The organism is Marinomonas algarum (assembly GCF_020532605.1).
Classification (GTDB): Bacteria; Pseudomonadota; Gammaproteobacteria; order Pseudomonadales; family Marinomonadaceae; genus Marinomonas; species Marinomonas algarum.
On record NZ_JAJATW010000032.1, the window covers coordinates 1 to 18915 of the forward strand.

Annotated in this window: 20 protein-coding genes; 4 read left to right on the forward strand and 16 right to left on the reverse strand. The window is 41.0% G+C overall.

Going from position 1 to position 18915, the window contains the following annotated elements:
* The first annotated feature begins 465 nt into the window (after positions 1-465).
* The 3 genes from LG368_RS14160 to LG368_RS14170 all read left to right on the forward strand — a co-directional run bounded on the left by LG368_RS14160 (position 466) and on the right by LG368_RS14170 (position 2443).
* Entirely contained in the window at positions 466-948 is a 483-nt protein-coding gene (locus LG368_RS14160) for a hypothetical protein (RefSeq protein ID WP_226755370.1), read from the forward strand.
* Positions 949-1371: 423 nt separating this feature from the next.
* Positions 1372-1662 (forward strand): transposase, encoded by a 291-nt coding sequence (locus LG368_RS14165; RefSeq protein WP_420827969.1) that lies wholly within the window; start codon positions 1372-1374, stop codon positions 1660-1662.
* Between the two features lie 187 nt (positions 1663-1849).
* Positions 1850-2443: a TetR/AcrR family transcriptional regulator gene (locus tag LG368_RS14170; protein ID WP_226755371.1), complete on the forward strand. Its 594-nt coding sequence runs from the start codon at positions 1850-1852 to the stop codon at positions 2441-2443.
* Between the two features lie 39 nt (positions 2444-2482).
* On the opposite strand, the gene LG368_RS14175 is transcribed toward LG368_RS14170, so the two are convergent.
* From LG368_RS14175 to LG368_RS14250, 16 genes are all read right to left on the reverse strand, one after another.
* On the reverse strand, positions 2483-3760 hold the full coding sequence (locus LG368_RS14175) for a TRAP transporter large permease (RefSeq protein WP_226755372.1): 1278 nt from the start codon (positions 3758-3760) through the stop codon (positions 2483-2485).
* 4 nt (positions 3761-3764) lie between these two features.
* The gene (locus LG368_RS14180; protein WP_226755373.1) at positions 3765-4241 is read right to left on the reverse strand and encodes a TRAP transporter small permease; all 477 of its coding nucleotides are present in this window, start codon (positions 4239-4241) and stop codon (positions 3765-3767) included.
* 80 nt (positions 4242-4321) lie between these two features.
* Positions 4322-5362, reverse strand: coding sequence for a TRAP transporter substrate-binding protein (locus tag LG368_RS14185; RefSeq protein ID WP_226755374.1), 1041 nt, complete (start codon positions 5360-5362; stop codon positions 4322-4324).
* Between the two features lie 98 nt (positions 5363-5460).
* A complete protein-coding gene (locus LG368_RS14190; protein ID WP_226755375.1) occupies positions 5461-6474 on the reverse strand; it encodes an FAD-binding oxidoreductase in 1014 nt (337 codons plus the stop codon).
* Positions 6475-6536: 62 nt separating this feature from the next.
* Entirely contained in the window at positions 6537-7559 is a 1023-nt protein-coding gene (dmpG, locus tag LG368_RS14195) for a 4-hydroxy-2-oxovalerate aldolase (protein WP_226755376.1), read from the reverse strand.
* Between the two features lie 11 nt (positions 7560-7570).
* Positions 7571-8500, reverse strand: a complete 930-nt coding sequence (locus LG368_RS14200) for an acetaldehyde dehydrogenase (acetylating) (RefSeq protein WP_226755377.1) — start codon at positions 8498-8500, stop codon at positions 7571-7573.
* A 21-nt stretch (positions 8501-8521) separates the two neighbouring features.
* The gene (locus LG368_RS14205; RefSeq protein WP_226755378.1) at positions 8522-10366 is read right to left on the reverse strand and encodes a feruloyl-CoA synthase; all 1845 of its coding nucleotides are present in this window, start codon (positions 10364-10366) and stop codon (positions 8522-8524) included.
* 63 nt (positions 10367-10429) lie between these two features.
* Positions 10430-11206 (reverse strand): 2-keto-4-pentenoate hydratase, encoded by a 777-nt coding sequence (locus tag LG368_RS14210; RefSeq protein ID WP_226755379.1) that lies wholly within the window; start codon positions 11204-11206, stop codon positions 10430-10432.
* 8 nt (positions 11207-11214) lie between these two features.
* A complete protein-coding gene (locus LG368_RS14215; protein ID WP_226755380.1) occupies positions 11215-12171 on the reverse strand; it encodes an NAD(P)H-dependent flavin oxidoreductase in 957 nt (318 codons plus the stop codon).
* Between the two features lie 16 nt (positions 12172-12187).
* A complete protein-coding gene (locus LG368_RS14220; RefSeq protein WP_226755381.1) occupies positions 12188-12970 on the reverse strand; it encodes an SDR family NAD(P)-dependent oxidoreductase in 783 nt (260 codons plus the stop codon).
* 9 nt (positions 12971-12979) lie between these two features.
* A complete protein-coding gene (locus LG368_RS14225; protein ID WP_226755382.1) occupies positions 12980-13525 on the reverse strand; it encodes a 3-phenylpropionate/cinnamic acid dioxygenase subunit beta in 546 nt (181 codons plus the stop codon).
* Complete coding sequence (locus tag LG368_RS14230) at positions 13522-14916, reverse strand: aromatic ring-hydroxylating oxygenase subunit alpha (RefSeq protein WP_226755383.1); 1395 nt, start codon at positions 14914-14916, stop codon at positions 13522-13524. The genes LG368_RS14225 and LG368_RS14230 overlap by 4 nt, the downstream gene beginning before the upstream one ends.
* A 12-nt stretch (positions 14917-14928) precedes the next feature.
* Positions 14929-15276 carry a non-heme iron oxygenase ferredoxin subunit gene (locus LG368_RS14235; RefSeq protein WP_226755384.1) on the reverse strand — a complete coding sequence of 116 codons (348 nt, stop codon included), beginning with the start codon at positions 15274-15276 and terminating at the stop codon, positions 14929-14931.
* A gap of 15 nt (positions 15277-15291) precedes the next feature.
* Positions 15292-16134, reverse strand: coding sequence for a DODA-type extradiol aromatic ring-opening family dioxygenase (locus tag LG368_RS14240; RefSeq protein WP_226755385.1), 843 nt, complete (start codon positions 16132-16134; stop codon positions 15292-15294).
* A 4-nt stretch (positions 16135-16138) separates the two neighbouring features.
* A complete protein-coding gene (locus LG368_RS14245; RefSeq protein ID WP_226755386.1) occupies positions 16139-16423 on the reverse strand; it encodes a hypothetical protein in 285 nt (94 codons plus the stop codon).
* Between the two features lie 24 nt (positions 16424-16447).
* On the reverse strand, positions 16448-17266 hold the full coding sequence (locus LG368_RS14250; RefSeq protein ID WP_226755387.1) for an alpha/beta fold hydrolase: 819 nt from the start codon (positions 17264-17266) through the stop codon (positions 16448-16450).
* A gap of 275 nt (positions 17267-17541) precedes the next feature.
* Here LG368_RS14250 and LG368_RS14255 point away from each other — a divergent pair, with 275 nt between their 5' ends.
* Positions 17542-18501 carry an AraC family transcriptional regulator gene (locus tag LG368_RS14255; RefSeq protein ID WP_226755388.1) on the forward strand — a complete coding sequence of 320 codons (960 nt, stop codon included), beginning with the start codon at positions 17542-17544 and terminating at the stop codon, positions 18499-18501.
* Positions 18502-18915: the final 414 nt, after the last annotated feature.

Consider the following 18915-nt stretch of genomic DNA (forward strand, 5'->3'; position numbering starts at 1 on the left):
GGCGTTTTGAAAATGAAGGCGGAAGGGCTGTCCGTCTCTGCTAAGGGAGGCAAGCGTAAGTCTAGTGTAAGGCTAGCGGCTGCCTGAGAACTTGGAAGCCCCTACATTTATGTAGGGGAGCAGTCACTTTTGGTATACGCTATTGTGACGTATGCCTAAATTCAGATAATAAGTGCGACACTGCTAAGGAATATGCGAATGAGTCCCGCGCATGCGACAATTCATTTTTAATCTTCAAACCTTGCCATGTCACATCAACTCACTTTTGCCAACAGCGAATTCAACAACAGACGTCGTAAAATACAAAGAAACAGCTTGGGGTTAAAAGTAGGGCACTTAGGCTTTTCTGAGCACCATCGTGACAAATCTGCAACAATAACTTGTCATGCATTGACTGTATCCATGATTATTGATTGAGCTCTGTCAGTGATAGGATTAATGCCTTCTAGATACGACGGTGACATCATGAGTGAAGAAAATTTCGGTGAAAACTTAAAGTTCTACGCAGATCGACATCCTGACCCAGCACAAAGAACAGCGTTGAACGTTCAATACAGTTTTGGTCGCGAGGGTAAAGAAACACTCAACCTGGAAATAGCCCAGATCTATACTGTAGGAGCACCACCAGAATGGAAGAGCAAGATCACTCTGCAGCTGACCTCAAATGAGTTAATTGCTTTCTGTTGTACTCTTTTAGGGGTAAGGCCTGAGATGAAAGGGGCGTACCATGGAGCAAATAGAAACAAGGGAATAGCAACCTATGATAATGGCTCAAAGGGATTACTTATCTCGCTATCTGAGCAGGGAAGAATGCTAAACCATGCTCTGCAACCAGATCAAAGGCTAGACCTCTTAGCTTTTTCGATTAGACGGTTGTCTGAAAAATGGAAGATGAGTGTCGTTGATTCAATTGCATTACTGCGACAAGCAAGGCTTATAGAGCATTAAAAGAACCTTCTAAGCAATCTACTTTCCCAAAATAACACTTAACAAATAATCAGACACATTTTTCACTGTAAACATAGACCATCATACCCAAAACAATTAACCAACCAAAAACACACGCAACCCCAACACCCCTCATCAACCGACCCTTTTTCTCTTTTTTTTTCTTTTTTTCTCAATTTTATTTCTGGGGTTGGATAGGGGGGTTAAAGGGGGCGCTGGTAGTTTTATGTTAAAGGTGTGGTCATGATGGTCTATATAACGCCGCCGATACAGAGTTTTGAGAAAGGCGCAATTCAAAGATACACCAGATTCAAAACGGTAAGCAGTGATTCTTGGGTTGAAAACATATACTTCATGATGAAGAACGTTTTATCTCACAAGACTCAAGTTATCGAGGCGCTCAAAGGCATCAAAGCGAAATAGTTGATTGCTGAGATACCACGCAAGATACGCCTGCTCAGGAAACACACAAGGATAAACAGGCTACCAATCCAAATCGAACACATAAAAGCTAGTATCAGAGCAAATGTAGAGCCCCCGTTTCGGATCATCAAACGTCAATTTGGTTTTAAGAAAACCATCTATCGCGGCTTAAAGCAAAATGATAACAAACTGGCGATGCTGTTTACCTTAACCAAGGTGTTCAGAATTGATCAGATGATACGAATTACAAGGGATAAATTCGTTCAAAAGCCCTTAAATGAGACAAAATAAGCTTATTTAGGAGGGGAATGTACTGAAGTGATTGATATTTTTGCTTTTTAACCGAACTAGTACCGCTGACTGTTGTGCGACTTATTAGTCACAATTTCCTTAAGTTCAATAGATTTTTACGATTTTTGATGCGATATTAGGTATAATGATACCCAATATCGTCTAACAGAATCTTGAAATATACTTTATGAATAATACTAAATTAACTCGTGATGACTGGATTAATTCAGCAACAAAACAACTTGCAACGGGCAGTATTGATAATGTACGAATAGATAGCCTTTCAAAAAAATTAGGTATCACACGCGGTAGCTTCTATCACCACTTTAAGAACAGACAAGAGCTGTTGAAGGCAATTCTAGATAAATGGCGCCTAAATGCTACCGAATCTGTTATTGATGGACTTAATAGGAAGGATTTTTCTGCACAAAAAAAACTACTGGAATTGATGACATTACCCTTAAGAGGGAATAAATCTTTTGATGCAGCATCAGTCGAACTTTCGTTACGCGCGTGGGCAAGACGTGATGAAATGGCTAGATCTGCCATCGAAGAAGTTGATGCTTATCGTATCAAATATTTAAAAGGCATCTTTATCGAATTAGGTCATTCTACCAATCAATCTAGTGATTTAGCTTATCTCGTGTATTCTTATATGATGGCAACTTCTATCCTCACTACAGGCAACAGTCTAACGGAGCAATCAGATAGGGCAAAACGACTCACTAACTTTTTAGCTGATATTTGTCCTATTTCTGAATGCCAACGTAAAATCTCTTGAGATTAAAAAAACGCCCTCTAAAAGGGCGTGATTTCTTTTTCAAATCAAAGCTAGAGAAATTATTGGGAAAAGCACTATCAGAGCAAGCCGTAAAAGGTCAGCTACTAAGAAGGGCATAACACCTCTAAATATTGTACGGATATCAACATCAGATATCACAGACTTTAAGACAAATACATTTAATCCAACGGGTGGAGTAATTAAACTAATTTCAGTGGCGACTACTACGATAATTCCAAACCAAACAAGGTCCATTCCCATTTCAGCTACAATAGGATAGAAGACCGGCACAGTAAGTAACATCATTGACATAGACTCTAAAATGGCACCTAATAAAAAATAGATAAGCAATATCACAACAAGTACACCAAGCAGTGATAGATCCATTGAATTAATCCAATTAACAATATGATATGGCAAGTCAGAAATATTGACCAAATTAGCAAAAACTAAAGAGCCAATTAAGATAGCAATCAAGGAAACGGTTGTATAAGCGGTTTCCTCTAACGCACCAGTCAACGAGGACCACTTAAACTTTCCACGTATCAAAGTAACAGCAATTGCACCAACAGCACCTACACCTGCGGACTCTGTAGGAGTAAAAAATCCCATATAGATACCGCCCAGCACCAAAAGTACCAAAAGAGAAAACGCCCACAATTGACCAATCGCTGCAAAACGCTCTTTAATAGATGCTTTCTTGCCTAATCCTGACTTTTCTCCCCTAATATGTACTACATAAAGCACAGCACAAACATATAAGCAAACACCTAGAATACCTGGAAGAACTCCTGCTACAAAAAGTTGACCAATGTCTGTTTCAGTCATGATGCCGTAAAATACGAGGGCAATAGAAGGAGGAATGAGAATTCCCAGTGTACCGCCTGCAGCAATAGAGCCGGTAGCCAAGCTATCACTATAACCAAACTTTTTCATTGGTGGATAAGCAATTCGACTCATAGTTGCTGCAGTTGCAAAACTTGACCCACAAAATGTACTAAAGCCACCAGAAGCAGCAATTGTAGTAATAGCTAGACCTCCACGATAGTGGCCAATTAATGCATTGGTAGCTACGTAAAGCTCTTCCGCTAGGCCCGACCTACTGATAATATTTCCCATTAGTATAAATAGTGGGATGACAGCAAACTCGTAAGACAAAACAGTCTCGCTAGCAATAATACCCAATTGCCCTAAAGCAGGTGACCAACCCTGAAACCAAGCTAACCCAACTAACCCTACAACGCCTGTCGCGACAGCAATAGGCACTCGCAAAAATAATAATGCAAGTAATGCAACAAACGCGATCACCATTTCCATAGTTCTACCCCTTCTCTTTTTCAGCGTATGGCGATGTACAAACCAACCCAATTAAAGCAACTGATGCTAATACACCCATAGCAAGTAATATGTACCATTTAGCAAAACCTAAAAACATAAAGCGCTCTTGGAACATGCGTGTGTCTTCCATTTGCTTAAAAAGCATGTATACAACGGCACTAAAAAATGCCACTTCTAATACATAACCAAACCAAGAGACAAGAGTATTAAGACGACCTTTGTAAAACTTATCGAAAAGGTCGATACGAATGTGCTTATTTTTTCTGTGGACATTGAATAATCCAGCATAAAACACTACAGCTAAGAAAATACCAACTAGTTCATAGGTAAATCCAAGTGAGGTTTCAAAAAACACCCTACAACATACATCAATGAATGTTACTGCGGCCATTAATGATAAAACTATCATTGTGATTTTTGAGCACAATAATTCTATGAGCGAAAGTAAAGAATACTTCACCGAAGCTCTCCTTAGTTATAAAATGTGGAAAATAAACCACAGGATGAGGGAGGATAAGATACTTACCCACCCTCAGCAGTTTACTGTTGTTGTGTAATTTGGTTGGTTTGTTCTTCGTAAAAAGCATTAGCCTCGGCAATATCCACACCAGTAGCTTTTGCTTTATCTAACCACGCAACACGACCATTAAAAAATGCTTCCTCAAGCCCTTTGATTAGAGCTTCATCAGCCACTTTATAATTTTTACCTAACCTGTCTTGAAGTAATTTTCGTGCAATAAGATCATTTTTGTGCCACAAGCTACCCATTCGATACGCCAGCTTTTCACCTGAAATACTCATGATCGCTTTTTGGTCTACTGGGCTGATTTTATTCCACTTATTTTTGTTCATTAACACAAAGGCGCTGCTAGAATACAAACCACCTGGAATTTGTGTTATGTGATCAATGTAACTATCGACTTTGAATCCAGTTAACAGTTCATCAGACAAGCTGGTTCCGTCTACGATGCCACGAGACAAAAACTCTCTTAATTCATTAAGTGAACCACTTATAGGTACTGCGCCTATACCTTGAATAGCTTCAGCTACAACGGACGTTTGCACGCGAATCTTCGCATTCTCAAAATCTTCTATTTTTAAAATAGGCTTATCCTTCATGTGTAAGTTACCGCCTGAAGTAACGTGAACTGCTAGAGTTACAACGTCATCATGCATGCCGGCAGGCTTAAAAAATTTATCAAAAGTACGATGGTATGCAACGGAACTTATTCCTGCGTCATAAACACTAAAAGGAAATTCAACCATCTCACTCAAAGGAAAAGCTCCAGGGGTATACCCATGTGGCCCCCATGCTAAATCCACAATACCATTAGAAACGGCTTGGTAGTTTTTGGTAGGTGGCACGATAGGTTTAGCAGAAGGTCTGACACGCACACGACCTTCTGTAACAGCTTCGATTTCATCAAAATACTTATGTAAGCCGTCTTTTTGAGACCAGTGTTGTGACGGGAACCATTGGTTATAACGTAGCACTAAAGTATCTGTTGCAGCGGCTGGTACAGCGAAGCCTATCGTTGAGAGTGAGAATACCCCCGTTGTGAGTAGCTTTTTAATATTCATTACTTTTCTCCATTATTATTTTTATCAGAACACAAACATACACAAATGAATGTTTGATAGGCAAGAACTTTGTGTTTTCTTGTTAGATAATTATTAAGTTAAATAAAGGCGTCTGAGTAGAAGTTTGTGGGTAATAGTTGGCAATCATTCACTAAATCACGGCGTGCAGACTCAATTACAATCGGTGCTCCACAGGCGTATACCTCATAAGAACCTAAAGCACTGTAATCTTCAACAACTGCACGATGAACAAACCCTGTTCTTCCACTCCAATTATCTTTTTGGTCAGAAATAACAGGAATATACTTAAACCAAGAAAATGCTTTAGCCCATCGTTCACACAAATCAGACATATAAAGATCTTGTTCGGATCGCCCCCCCCAATAAAGTGTCACTGGGCGTGCATTTATATTAGCTTCGCCTTGTAAATCAATCAGTTGCTCCATAATAGCCTTGATAGGGGCAAAGCCAGTACCGCTAGCTATAAATATAATTGGTGCTTTAGTTTTACGCAGATAAAAACTACCAAATGGGCCTTCCACAGTGACCATTTTTCTGGTTGCCAACTCATTAAAAATATAGGGAGTACCTTCACCATCAGGTTTTAAGCGAATATGTAGTTCAACTGCATTGTCCTGTGGCGTTTGGGAAGCCATAGAGTAACTGCGAGAAACCTTATTAGGTAATGTGATGTCTATATATTGACCTGGAAAGTAGGGAAACTCGCTACCAGGAGCAAACATCAACTTAAGAACCATAACATCATCAGAGATGGCTTCTTTACTTTTTACCCGAGACATCAGCTTTTGAATTGAAATACCTTCAAGTTCGGTTACTTCAGGAGCGGTCAACACTAAGTCTTGATTAGCGACAGCTTGACAGCACAGAACTGTTTCGCCAGCCCGGTCAGATGCTTCTAATAAAAGAGTTTCAGGATAAGAGATAGCTCCTGCTGGAGCAGGATTGGCCAACGTGGTTCGACAGTCCCCACAACGCCCGTCACGACATCCATGTTTTAGCATAATGCTAGAACGTAACGCAGCGTCTAGAATTGTTTCGCCTTCAAGACTTTCAAACACCTTACCGCTTGGGTTCACCGTAATCGTACTCATAATTTACCTCTAGTTATCAACTTGCGGCGTACTAGGCCGCAAGAGATGTTTGCACAAGCCTCTTAAATACGAGCTTTGGCCATAGTTAATGCAAGGTCCTCGATCATGTCTTCTTGGCCACCAACGGTGCCACGACGACCGAGTTCCACTAGAATATCTCGTGCCTGAATGCCGTATTTAGCTTCAGCACGCTTCGCAAAGAGCAAGAAAGAACTGTAAACACCAGCATAACCTAGGGTGAGTGAGTCACGGTCAAGTCGGATAGGATGATCCATCATTGGCGTAATCAAGTCTTCTGCAACATCCATAATCTTATAAAGATCAATACCCGTGTGGCAGCTCATACGGTTTAATACAGCAACTAAGACCTCTAAAGGGGTGTTCCCCGCACCAGCGCCCAATCCTGCAACAGAACCGTCAATACGCGAACAGCCCGCTTCAATCGCTGCCAACGAGTTAGCCACGCCCATCGCCATATTATGGTGGCCGTGAAAACCCAGCTCAATGTCAGGACCAAGCTCCGCTTTAAGTAAACCAATTTTTTCAGTAACCTCATCTGGAAGCATGTAACCGGCAGAATCAGTGCAATAAATACAGTTAGCCCCATAGCTCACCATCAGTCTTGCTTGCTCGACGATTTTTTCCGCTGACACCATATGAGCCATCATCAAAAAGCCCACCGTGTCCATGTCCATTTTACGTGCCATGGTGATGTGCTGTTGCGACACATCGGCCTCAGTACAATGGGTAGCAACACGAATAGTAGAAACTCCGCAGTCTTTTGCCATTTTTAAATGGTCAACAGTTCCAATACCAGGCAATAAAAGCGCAGATATTTTGGCCTGCTTCATTTTTGGAACAACCGCTTTTAGGTACTCTTCATCGCTGTGAGCTGGAAATCCATAGTTAACAGACGCGCCACCTAAGCCGTCACCGTGAGTAACTTCTATTAAAGGCATGCCTGCCTCATCCATAGCGGTGGCAATGTTAACCATTTCATTCAACGAGATCTGATGGCGCTTTGCATGCATTCCGTCTCGCAAACTCATGTCATGAAGAATGACTTCTTTATCATTTAAATTCATAGGGTCACTCCTTAATATATTGTTTTAGCTGAATTACGAGCAGGTAAAGCGATGGAACCATCGGCAGTCTTTTCAGCAAACATTTCAGCAGTGCGCAATGCCGCAGCGGTCATAATGTCCAAGTTGCCAGCGTATTTCGGTAAGAAGTCACCCAACCCCTCTACTTCCATAAACATGGATACGCGGTTGCCATCAAATACAGGACCATTTACCAAACGATAACCTGGCACATATTGCTGTACTTGAGCGACCATATTGTGTACAGACTCGGTAATAGCCACCTGGTCTGGTGTGTCTTGAGTGAGGCAATGTACAGTATCTCGCATGATTAATGGTGGCTCGGCAGGGTTGATAACAATAATAGCTTTACCTTTTTTGGCGCCACCGATCTTTTCAACAGCTCCAGCTGTGGTGCGTGTAAATTCATCGATGTTCTGGCGTGTACCCGGACCAACTGATTTTGAAGACACCGTGGCGACGATTTCACCATAATCAACAGCTTGTACTTGAGACACAGCAGCCACCATAGGAATGGTCGCCTGACCACCACAGGTGACCATATTAACGTTCATTTCTAAGTTTTGAGCATGCTCACTTAGATTCACTGGTGGCACACAGTACGGGCCAATAGCCGCTGGTGTAAGATCCACCATAATAACGCCAAGCTCATTTAATTTACGCGAGTTCTCTGCGTGAACATAAGCAGAAGTAGCATCAAAGGCGATACGAATATCATCCTTTATAATATACTCCATCACACCGTCAACGCCGGTTGAACAGGTCTTTATACCCATTTCTTGAGCACGCTTTAAACCTGCTGATTCAGGGTCAATTCCAACCATCCAAACCGGTTCAACCCATTCAGAGCGTTGCATCTTCATCAACAGATCCGTTCCAATATTACCCGGCCCAATAATGACCGCTTTTAGTTTCTTACCCATTGCCTTACCTCTACATTGATATTAACCACAGATCGTCATTTTGCTACTTTGACTATAAAGATCGCCGATCAAATCTTTTCTTGTTTCCAGCAAGGTGCGTTGATTAAAATTACCCTTGTCTGTGACTTCACCCAATTCGATGGAGGGTGCACTTTGTGCCAGCACTATTTTTGCAATATATTGTGATGATCCTTTGGCTTGATCGTTGATTTTTTCGAGCGCTAAAGTCAATTTTTCACGTAATAGTGCGTTATTCATAAGCGCTTCATGACTACACTCCCCCCCCACAAAATCGTATATGCCAGGACTTGGGAATAGAATCAAACCAAGAAAGTCTCTATCATGGCCGGTAATTAGTACGTCTGTTACAAGGCCTTTAAGCGCTTCAACACAACGCTTACGCAGAGTAGCCACACACACCCATGTACCCGTAGAAAGCTTAAAATCTTCAGATACTCGACCATCAAAAATAATGCCTGCAGAGGGGTTTTCAGGGTCAGCCATACGCGCAGCATCACCGATCTTATAAAAGCCTTCTGAGTCGAAACTATCAGCAGTAATAACAGGGTCATTAAGATAACGTTGAAATACATTCGGCCCTTTTACGCGTACTTCGAACTTGTTGCCGTTAGGTGAAAGTTTTAGCTGTAGGCCTGGCATAGGTACACCAATATTGCCAAGCTTATCAAGCTTCCAATGCACACTAGTACATGCAGGTGCTGTTTCAGTCGCTCCCCACTCAGTAGTGAACAAAGGCTCGCTATCGTGTTCTTTCGCGAGTTTTTGTAGCTCTAGCCAGACGAACTCAGATAAAGATGCTGCTGCGTAAAACACCATTTGCAGATTCTCAAAGAAAGCCGCAGCTAACGCTTTATTATTTTGCAATAAAGGTAACAATATTTCGTAACCTTTAGGGACATTGAAAAATAGTGTGGGTTTGACTTCCAAAATATTAGCTGCAGTTTTTTCGATCATACCAGGCGTGGGAAGACCTTCGTCTATATACAAAGTACCTCCGTTTCTGAGCACCATATTAAAGTTATGATTAGTACCAAAAGTATGGCTCCACGGTAACCAATCCAATACAACAGGAGGTGTAGTTTCGATAAAAGGAATACATTGGGCTACCATTTGTTGGTTGGAACACATCATGCGCTGGGTAACAACAACAATCTTGGATTGCCCCGTAGAACCTGATGTCAGCATGTATTTAGCTGCCGTGTCGGGTTTAACAAGCTCAAATAATTCATCAACAACAGGTGTTACTTCACAAGAAAAATAATCGTCTAAAGTCGCTACTCTACAACTCAGCTGACTAAGTGCTTCGCGACCAGTAGAAACAATAACCTGATGATTACCTCCTAATGCCATGATAGAGTCAGCAAATATTTCTCCGTCGCTGGCATAAATAATACTAGGGTTGAGACTCTCTACAGCAGCGATCAGCCGATCGTATTTTCCAGAAAACATGGAATAAGCTACAGACAAAGATGTAACAGGAATCCCTATATGCATTGCTGCCATTTTAACTAAAGCGTGGTCGACTGAGTTGGCCGACAATATAACAATCGGACGCTCTGGAGTTGCTCCCGCGTCATATAAACCCTGCGCTATTTGCTCTACCTTATGCAGAAACTGTGCATAAGTAAGCATGCGCCAACCTTCTTCTGGCTCTAAGCTGTTTCTGCGCTCACCAATAAACAGTGAATCAGGGGTATTTTTCGCCCATTTTTTTAGCCAGTTGCCGACCTTTGTTTCATAAGGCAACAACGCTAAATTTGACTCAAGAATGACTTCACCTTTGTCGTTATACTCTGCATTGACAGAAGGTATTGGTAGCTGGTCAAACACTGATAATGTGTTCATAAAAACCTCTTTTTTATTGTTATGTTTGATTCTTCAAAGAGCTGTGATATCAACTTGTAACGATCAAACTGTCTTGATTTTAATAGTCTCTAAACCTTTGAAATCAAAATTAATTGTTTGGTCCTTCTGCAGAGATACCATAGGAGCTAAAGCACCAGAAAGCACAACCTGACCCTTGCGAATAGGGCGACCTAATGAAACCATTTTTCGGACTAGCCATAATGTGGCATAAAGAGGATTGCCAAGACAGGCAGCACCATTCCCAGAAATATCTATATCATTTGCTTGGATTCGAAGCTCTAACTGGGTGAAATCTACTCCGTGTGGCGAATAAAATGTATCGCCCGGTACATACAAGGCGGAAGAGGCGTTATCGGCTACGGTATCTATTAAGGTAATTTTCCAGTCAGCAATAGCAGAATCAACGATTTCAACTACAGGGAAAAAGTAATCAATAGCAGACTTCAGCTCCGATAAAGTGAGGTCAGCCTCTTCAATATCTCGGTTAAATACAAAGCCAATTTCACCTTCTGCTTTTGGTGCTATCATAGAATCTCTATCAAGATTCTGATCTTTGCGTATTTCCATATCAGCAAACAGTAAACCAAAGTCAGGTTCGTTGACATTAAGCTGTTTTTGTACGGCTTTAGACGTCAACCCCACCTTATAACCAACAATACGACCACCTTGGGCTAATCGTTGATCACCAATAAGTGTTTGAATGGCATAAGCATCCGCGATAGTTAAACCTTTGTAACGTTGACTAATAGGCGCGATCGACTTACATGTTTGGCGAGCATGAATTAACTCTTCAGCAATGGCATTAATATTAGTAGTCATGGTGTGCCTCATACATCTTTAGAAAATTGTGAAAAGAGAGAATGGTTTTTAATAATCGCGGCTTGAAATTCCTCAGACATACAGGTGATAATTTCAGACGCAGTTTCTCTTTGGCGAATATGACCAACTCCATGACCTGCCGACCAAACATCCTTCCATGCTTTATTTGAGGTTGAAATATTGCCGGAGAAATCAATAGTGGCTTTGCTAACTTCAGCGGGATCAATGCCAGCTTTTTCCAAACTCTGGCGCATCCAATTTGCTCTAACGCCACTAACTGCCTTGGTTTCAACTACATCACTCATGCTAGCTTCAATTAACATATCGCGATAATCGTCGCTGACAAAGCTCTCTTGTGCAGAAATAAAGCGCGTACCTGATAAAACAAAATCTGCTCCAGCAACCAACATCGATAACACATCGCTGCCCGTTGAGACACATCCTGCAATGCCCAAGGGACCGTTCCAAAATTGTCGAACTTCAGCAATAAACGCCAATGGGTTATAAGTACCTGTGTGACCACCAGCACCATTAGTCACTAAAATAAGACCATCGACACCCGCATTGACTGCTTTTTTTGCCATTTCAGGGGTAATAACATCGGCAATAACGGTACCCCCATAAGACTTAACCACATCCATAACACGGGTAGGTGATCCTAATGCGGTTGAAACAATAGCTGGCTGGTAACGATTTACCAGCTCAAGCTCAGCATCAAAACGATCGTAAGTTTTATGAACGATCATATTGAACAACCAAGGTAAGTTTTCGCTATTAAGTGCTTGGTGGATTTGTGACATCCATAGATCAAGGTCATCAATAGTGCGAGCATTAGCAGCTGGCAAACTACCAATGACACCATTTTTAGATGCCGCTATTGCAAGCGTGGGTGACGACACTAAAAACATTGGCGCCACAATTAAAGGTAGGTTTAGAGACTGGAAAGAAGAGTCTAATGCATTCATAGTGTTCCCCATTTTCTTATTTTACACCCCAACCGCCATCACTATGGATGATGTGGCCGGTAGTTAAGGGCGACAATGCGTTGCTTGCTAACACCAAATACAGATGCGCATGATCTTTTGGTCCTGCTATGCGGTTAAGTGGTACTGCATTTGCAGCGGTTTGATGAAATCCCTTTATACTATTAAGTGGCTGAGCGCGGTCAGAAACTCCGTCCACTGACGCCATTGCAGTATCCGTTGCACCAGGTGAGACACCGTTAACACGAATATCTGGGGCTAATTCATGACCGAGTTGTTTAATAATACCGACTACAGCATGCTTACTGGCAACATATAAAACGCCACCGCCACCTGGGTAAAAACCTGAGTTAGAAACTGTAAGCACTACAGAACCTTTGGTCTTTTTCAACTCAGGGGCAACTGCTTTAACACCATTGATATAACCCAAAACATTCACATGAAATAAGCGATCAAAGGTGTCTGATAGAGTATCGTTGTCTAGTTTGTGTAGAGGAGTAAAGTAATCAAACAAGGCAGCATTACCGATGAAAGAGTCAATTTTGCCAAAATGAGCTACAGTTGCGGCAACCATGCGCTGGTTGTCAGCGAAAGAGGCTACATCGCCTTGTTGAGTAAAAATCTCCTCAGATACTTCATCTCGCAATAAGTCAAGCTTACCTACATTAATATCCATCACAGCAACGTGAGCACCTTGCTCTAAAAAGTACTCCACAATGCCACGACCAATACCATCAGCACCACCAGTGATCAAAACCACATTAGATTGCAATAACTTCATGTGTCATTCCTAAATAAATGTGTTGATGTTTTTACAGGTTAGGGTAGCGTTGGGCATTAAAATCAATCGTTTTTTCAACTTTAAAACTCCATCTACTAATGACCAAGTGTCGTATCGACGCCCACTAAAGATGTATTCTTCATCAAGACCACGAGAGCGGATATTTTGAAAAGTAGAATAAACGCAATACTCACCCGCCTCTTCACCATAAAAAGCTTCAATACCCGCCACAATGTGAACATTGCGTGTACCTGGGTTTTCAGCCCAAGCAGATGGCTGGCTAAACCTCGAAACTCGGCGTTTAATATCTCGTATTGCATCGTCGAAATACGCCATATGCTTACTGTCAAAAAAACCGTATTCTAAAGGGTTTTCACGACGACGATTTTCAATGCCTGGCATCCAGTAATGAATCTCAGGGTGCAGTAGATCAAGCCAATCACTGAAGCGCTCTTCATCAAGAATGCGATATTCTTTTGCTAACAACGTACTGATTCGATGATATTCTTCTACAGACACAGGGGTTAAATGATCACTACTCTTGTAAAACATCATTTCTCTCCTATACCGTCAGTTTTATCAGATATTTGGCTGGCTTTTGGGCCTGCTTTTGCTTTGCCCTTGTTGTTATTTGGCATAGCGTCCCAGCTGGGAGACTTCAATAAGTCCCCCCAATATTGATAAAAGGCACGTGAATTAGCTTCATTGAGCTGACCTGAGTAAACATTTGCTGGCAAATCAGTTTCTTCTAGATAGGTGTCCATTCCTAAACCTACAAACAAATCTTGTTGCGAGGTAACTCGACCGCGGGCTGTTTTTGTACAATATTCCCAGTTCTCACCGTCATCCATTTCAAAAACACCGGTAGGAGAGAAAGTAATCATAGCCCCTTTACGCCACTTTTCTTTGATGTCCTCTGGTGCTGTTTTGTTTACCACCACCCAAGTAAATAATTCGATTTTATTTGGGCCACGGGGTTGCCAGATTCTCACTGTGTTTTGACCTGGTAAAAATGAGAAATTAGGGAAAATAGTACAAGATGAAACAGAGCCAATCATATTTGCGCGGAATTCGCCTAAACGATCAATAACAGATGGCTTTATAGTGTGCAGATATTTGTTCAGAGCACTTTCACCTAATACAGCAACGTTACCGACAGTATCCAACGCGAACTCATATCCGTGACCATTCCAGTTAACAGAGTAAGATTCTTCAAAATCACTTACTTTTGAGACAGCACCACCTAGCATGGCTCTTGCTGCAGAGTCATGTGTCCAACCTGCGTGTAAAATATCGCCAACAAAGTTTTCAGCAGCAATTTTCCAATTACAATCCATGGTTGAACGGATACAACCACCAACAAACTCTGTTCCCCCTTCTTGATTGTCAAATAGAGCGTCTAGGTACCAAGTCATAGGTCCTAGGTACTCTTCTAAAGAAGGAGCTTGAGCATCAAAAGTCGCAAAAATGAGCCCTTTGTAGCTATCAATTTGCGCTACTTCACGCAAACCCCATTTGGACGCATCAAATTGACTGCTTTCATAGATTCCCGATTCATGTTGACCTATCAGGTTACCTTCAATATTGAAAGACCATCCGTGATAATTACAAATAAAACCACGAGCATTACCAGATTCAGAAAAACACACTTTATTACCACGGTGTGGACAGGCATTGATGAACGCTTTGTGAGAGCCATTTTTTTGGCGAACTATGATGACATCATCTTCACCCATTGTTGTAGTGATGTAATCTCCCGCTTTTTTAAACTGCGACTCATGTCCAACAAACAGCCAGCATCGTGCAAAAATTTTTTCTAGCTCTTGTTCATAGATATCTTGACGATGAAAAATTTCCCCTGAAATACGAGCATTAGGGATATCGCAAAAATCATCAATATCGGGCAGTGCATCAGTAATGTCGATTGTTTTTATTCTGTTAGCCATGTGTGCAACCTCTTAGCCTTTTGCTATTAAACTAGGATCTTCAGCTTTGTCAGCAATAAGGGCGAATAAATCATCTCCCTCTTGCTCAACTTTGTAAGTACGTATGTTAATTTCACAAGGAAAGTCACGTGCCTCACCTGTGGGAATATGAAAAGTTCCCCAATGAACTGGACAAACAATTAAATCATCCTCGATATCACCTTCCGCGAGTGAGGCTGTTGCATGACTACAAAGGTCAGCCGTAGCGTAATATTGGCCACTCAAGTTATACACAGCAATGTCTCCATGTTCAGCATTGTCTACTTTTCGTACTGTATTTACGGACAATTCAGAGACGTTACAAAGAAATACTCGTTTCATAATTTCAGCTCTTTGTTAGTTCTTTTTCAGTTCAATAAAACCAAGACCTGTTACCCACTCAGGTACAGGCTGGTACTCAATGAGCTCGCTAGTATCGGCCTGCACAGAAGCCATAGTGCAAACAAAGTTACGTAGCTCCATAGCACCGTTACCGCCTTCTGCTAAAATTTGTTCGTCAGATAAACTCATGATTGCAGCCTCATTTAAAGATAAGCAGTACTCAATTACTTTCCTGTCAAAGACTTCGTTTACCTTGCCGGATTCCTTTGTACCTACCCAATGACTGATACCACCGCTACCGATCACCGCGACTTTATTATTACCCTCAAACGCATTGACAGCCCGAGATATTGCTAGACCTAGCTGCTGACTGCGCTCCATACTTAAATAAGGATCAACCGCGCTTGCCAAATAAACTGGAATCGCTTGAATTTCTTTGCCTTTAAGTTCCGATGCGCGTTGAACAATTTTTTGAAAAGGAATGGAAAAGGAATGATCCGTAGTAAAAGATCGAGCCACCGCCCAATCAAAACCGTTAGCATGACCATGAGCAGCAATAAAAGTGGCCAATTCCTCGTTATTTGGGATAGATTGACGTTTGAGGCCGGGCAATTGATCCAAAGGACCGTCTACATCACCTGTTGCAATGCAATATTGTGGCAAGCAAGTTGTACCAAAAAGCATGTAATGATCATTGCCTATGATGATGACTGTATCAACATCAAGATCAGCTAAGCGAGCAGCACAGGTTTCGTAAGCTCCCCATGCTTTATCAGCTATGTTTTTTTCTGGAGCGTCTGGTGCAACAAACATAATGGGGTCATGTGGAACAAGAAATCCACTTACTATATTAGCCATTGTATTAACCTTTTATAGATGCTGAGTGAACGCCGTCTGAACCCAGCTTTTGATTGTAAGTCCGCATAGATTTGTCTGGTGACATTTCAACCCAGTAACCCATAGTTAACATTGGATTAACGCCCATTTCTTGTAGCGCCTTTACATCGAAGCTAAGTATTTTTTCAATATCAGCGTCTTCCAAAGCAAATCGCATTAAAAATTTATTAGGATTTTCTTTAAATTTAACTTTGGAAAAGCGATCAATAGATAAACTCCACAGTACGCGTTCAATAACATCACGTTTCATGCCTATGCTCCTTATTTAGTCGGATTAACAGTCAACAAAAGCATTGACATTACGAATGAATTTTTCACGTTGCTCGGTTTGCACCCAATGGCCACACTGACCAAATACAAACAAATCTGCATTTGGGATATGTTCTATAAGGCGATATCCACATTCAAGTGGAACAACATTGTCTTCACGGCCGTGTAGTACGAGTGTGGGAGATGTAATTTTTTGCAAAGCGCCAACTGGGAAAGCCTTCACCATAGTTTCGCCTACATCATTTGGTTTTGGCAAAAGCTCGCGTAACGCCTCTTGCGCTCCAGGTCGTGCACTAGCTTCGTAGCGCGACTCAACTAAAGCATCTGTGATAAGTGACTTGTTATAAGGGAACAATTCCATCAACGTGCGCATGTTCTCTATAGAAGGCTCATAACTCCACGCACCTGCTAAGCCCTTAGTTTGCACAAAAGTTCCGGCGGGAGTACCAAGCAATACAAGCTTGTCCAGTCGATCTGGCGCGAATAATGCTAAACCAATTCCCATAGCACCACCGAAAGAATTACCGACTAAAGACGCCTTTTCAATTCCAACAGCATCCATGAACTCAACTAAGTGATTGACCCAGAATTTAATATCGTAGTGAGTGTCTTCCTTAAACTCAGTGAAGCCAAAACCTGCGATGTCTGGAACAAGAACATGATGACGCTCGCCTAATTCGTCCATGACACCATTCCAGTTTGTCCAACCAGAAACTCCTGGACCTGAGCCATGTAATAGCAATAGAGGTTTACCATTACCACACTCAAAGTAAGCAGTATTATGCCCTGCTGCCATTACAAATTTACGATCTACTTCTTTCATAAAAACCCCTAAACATACATATGTGTATCTTTTAATTATTGTAGAGTGCACCTCTGTATGTCAACAAAAAAGGCTGTGTTTTCTTAAAAAATATTTAAGCTATTGTTATATAAGTACTTTTTTTTATAAAATTTAACAAAAAAAGTTTTTGCCGCATTAAAAATACACTTGTGTATTTTTAATTTTGCTGTTAAACAATGTTAGTTCTAAGTTACATTTAACTTCTAAAGAGGATCACGTCATTGGTTTGTATAAACAAAGATTGGTGTAAAACTATGACATTTGAGTTTCTAGACTATGACTCGAAGACACTTAAACCCTCAGCGAAGGGGTTAAAACATCTAACCTTTGAAGGTTATATAAGTGACAAAAGGAATCCAGAGCACAGTCAAAATTTTAGGCTGAATACTCTGCAATCTAAAAAGTTCGGAGATATAACTTTTACTGATCTAGAAAGGGGGCCGTATGAATGCCTTAGTACTTTTGAAGCAAAAGAAGATTATTTATTACAGATAGTTATTGCTGGAACAAGTACGGAACAAGGGAATCTAAACCGACTCTTAGAGGAAGGTGATTGTATATTCATGAAGCCAGGAGAGAGCTTCATATCAAAGGATTCAAATAACTGTAGAAAGTTAATGGTTCATATGCCTGTCGGACTAATTCATCAAACAGCATTAGAATTTGAATACTTCATACCATTTGACAATATTGCTTTCGACTCAAATGTGAAGTCATTTCCGATGCATGGACCTTTATTCAACTTATTGAACGATATATTAAAACAAAACCCAGACCAAATTAGTAAGAGAAAAATATTTCATTACGAAAAGTTAATAGTAAGTGAAATTTTAGAGGTTTCTGGCTACTTCTTCAATAAAGATCTTTACCAAAACCAATGGTCAGACAACTCTCACATAAGAAATATATATACCTATATAACTAACAATATAACAAGTGATATTAGTATTAATGATTTAGCTAGTATTTGTAAAATCAGTCGAAAATCACTATATAATGTTTTAGATCGAGAACTAGGTTTAACTCCTTCTTCATATGTACGAAGATTGAAGTTAAACAAAGCATATTATGACCTAAAAAACAATATAGATGTACGAAATGTTACTCAGGTTGCTCTTAAATATGGATTTACTAACTTAGGGAGGTTTTCTTCACAATACCGAGAGTATATAGGTGAACTACCATCTCAAACCTTGGGAAACTGTGGTCGATAGTGTTGTGGTCAAGTGAAACTGGCCACGGTTTTATAGTTTTTCCGTAAGCGTCAGCTAAACCACACGTTTTAATCCTTGTTAAAAACCATAAAGTCTTTTGTTTTCTTTCATAGGAATAAAAGACTTATGTTTACCACTTCTGCTCAACTCAATGTGACCCTCATTTGTGGGCCAACTGATATGCGTAAAGCCATTGATGGTTTGTAAGCGCCAATCCAACCCTACCTGCCCATGACGCCCTCAAACCGCTAACCTTATCGCGTCGTCCCTGAATAATGGCGTTTCAAACAAGAAACGCCATGGTATTTTTAGGCTTTTCCATTAAAAACGTTATTTTTAGCCATATGCGCTGTAAAAAAGACCCAAAATATTGGGCACAATAAAGCCACTTTAGTAGCTTACGCAGGTTCTGAC

Coding starts and splice junctions, on each gene's coding strand:
- LG368_RS14225 (WP_226755382.1), bottom strand. CDS start 13,525: ATGATGTTTTACAAGAGTAGTGATCATTTAACCCCTGTGTCTGTAGAA.
- LG368_RS14205 (WP_226755378.1), bottom strand. CDS start 10,366: ATGAACACATTATCAGTGTTTGACCAGCTACCAATACCTTCTGTCAAT.
- LG368_RS14245 (WP_226755386.1), bottom strand. CDS start 16,423: ATGAAACGTGATGTTATTGAACGCGTACTGTGGAGTTTATCTATTGAT.
- LG368_RS14175 (WP_226755372.1), bottom strand. CDS start 3,760: ATGGAAATGGTGATCGCGTTTGTTGCATTACTTGCATTATTATTTTTG.
- LG368_RS14200 (WP_226755377.1), bottom strand. CDS start 8,500: ATGGGTAAGAAACTAAAAGCGGTCATTATTGGGCCGGGTAATATTGGA.
- LG368_RS14240 (WP_226755385.1), bottom strand. CDS start 16,134: ATGGCTAATATAGTAAGTGGATTTCTTGTTCCACATGACCCCATTATG.
- LG368_RS14215 (WP_226755380.1), bottom strand. CDS start 12,171: ATGAATGCATTAGACTCTTCTTTCCAGTCTCTAAACCTACCTTTAATT.
- dmpG (WP_226755376.1), bottom strand. CDS start 7,559: ATGAATTTAAATGATAAAGAAGTCATTCTTCATGACATGAGTTTGCGA.
- LG368_RS14190 (WP_226755375.1), bottom strand. CDS start 6,474: ATGAGTACGATTACGGTGAACCCAAGCGGTAAGGTGTTTGAAAGTCTT.
- LG368_RS14160 (WP_226755370.1), top strand. CDS start 466: ATGAGTGAAGAAAATTTCGGTGAAAACTTAAAGTTCTACGCAGATCGA.
- LG368_RS14235 (WP_226755384.1), bottom strand. CDS start 15,276: ATGAAACGAGTATTTCTTTGTAACGTCTCTGAATTGTCCGTAAATACA.
- LG368_RS14210 (WP_226755379.1), bottom strand. CDS start 11,206: ATGACTACTAATATTAATGCCATTGCTGAAGAGTTAATTCATGCTCGC.
- LG368_RS14230 (WP_226755383.1), bottom strand. CDS start 14,916: ATGGCTAACAGAATAAAAACAATCGACATTACTGATGCACTGCCCGAT.
- LG368_RS14170 (WP_226755371.1), top strand. CDS start 1,850: ATGAATAATACTAAATTAACTCGTGATGACTGGATTAATTCAGCAACA.
- LG368_RS14185 (WP_226755374.1), bottom strand. CDS start 5,362: ATGAATATTAAAAAGCTACTCACAACGGGGGTATTCTCACTCTCAACG.
- LG368_RS14250 (WP_226755387.1), bottom strand. CDS start 17,266: ATGAAAGAAGTAGATCGTAAATTTGTAATGGCAGCAGGGCATAATACT.
- LG368_RS14255 (WP_226755388.1), top strand. CDS start 17,542: ATGACATTTGAGTTTCTAGACTATGACTCGAAGACACTTAAACCCTCA.
- LG368_RS14220 (WP_226755381.1), bottom strand. CDS start 12,970: ATGAAGTTATTGCAATCTAATGTGGTTTTGATCACTGGTGGTGCTGAT.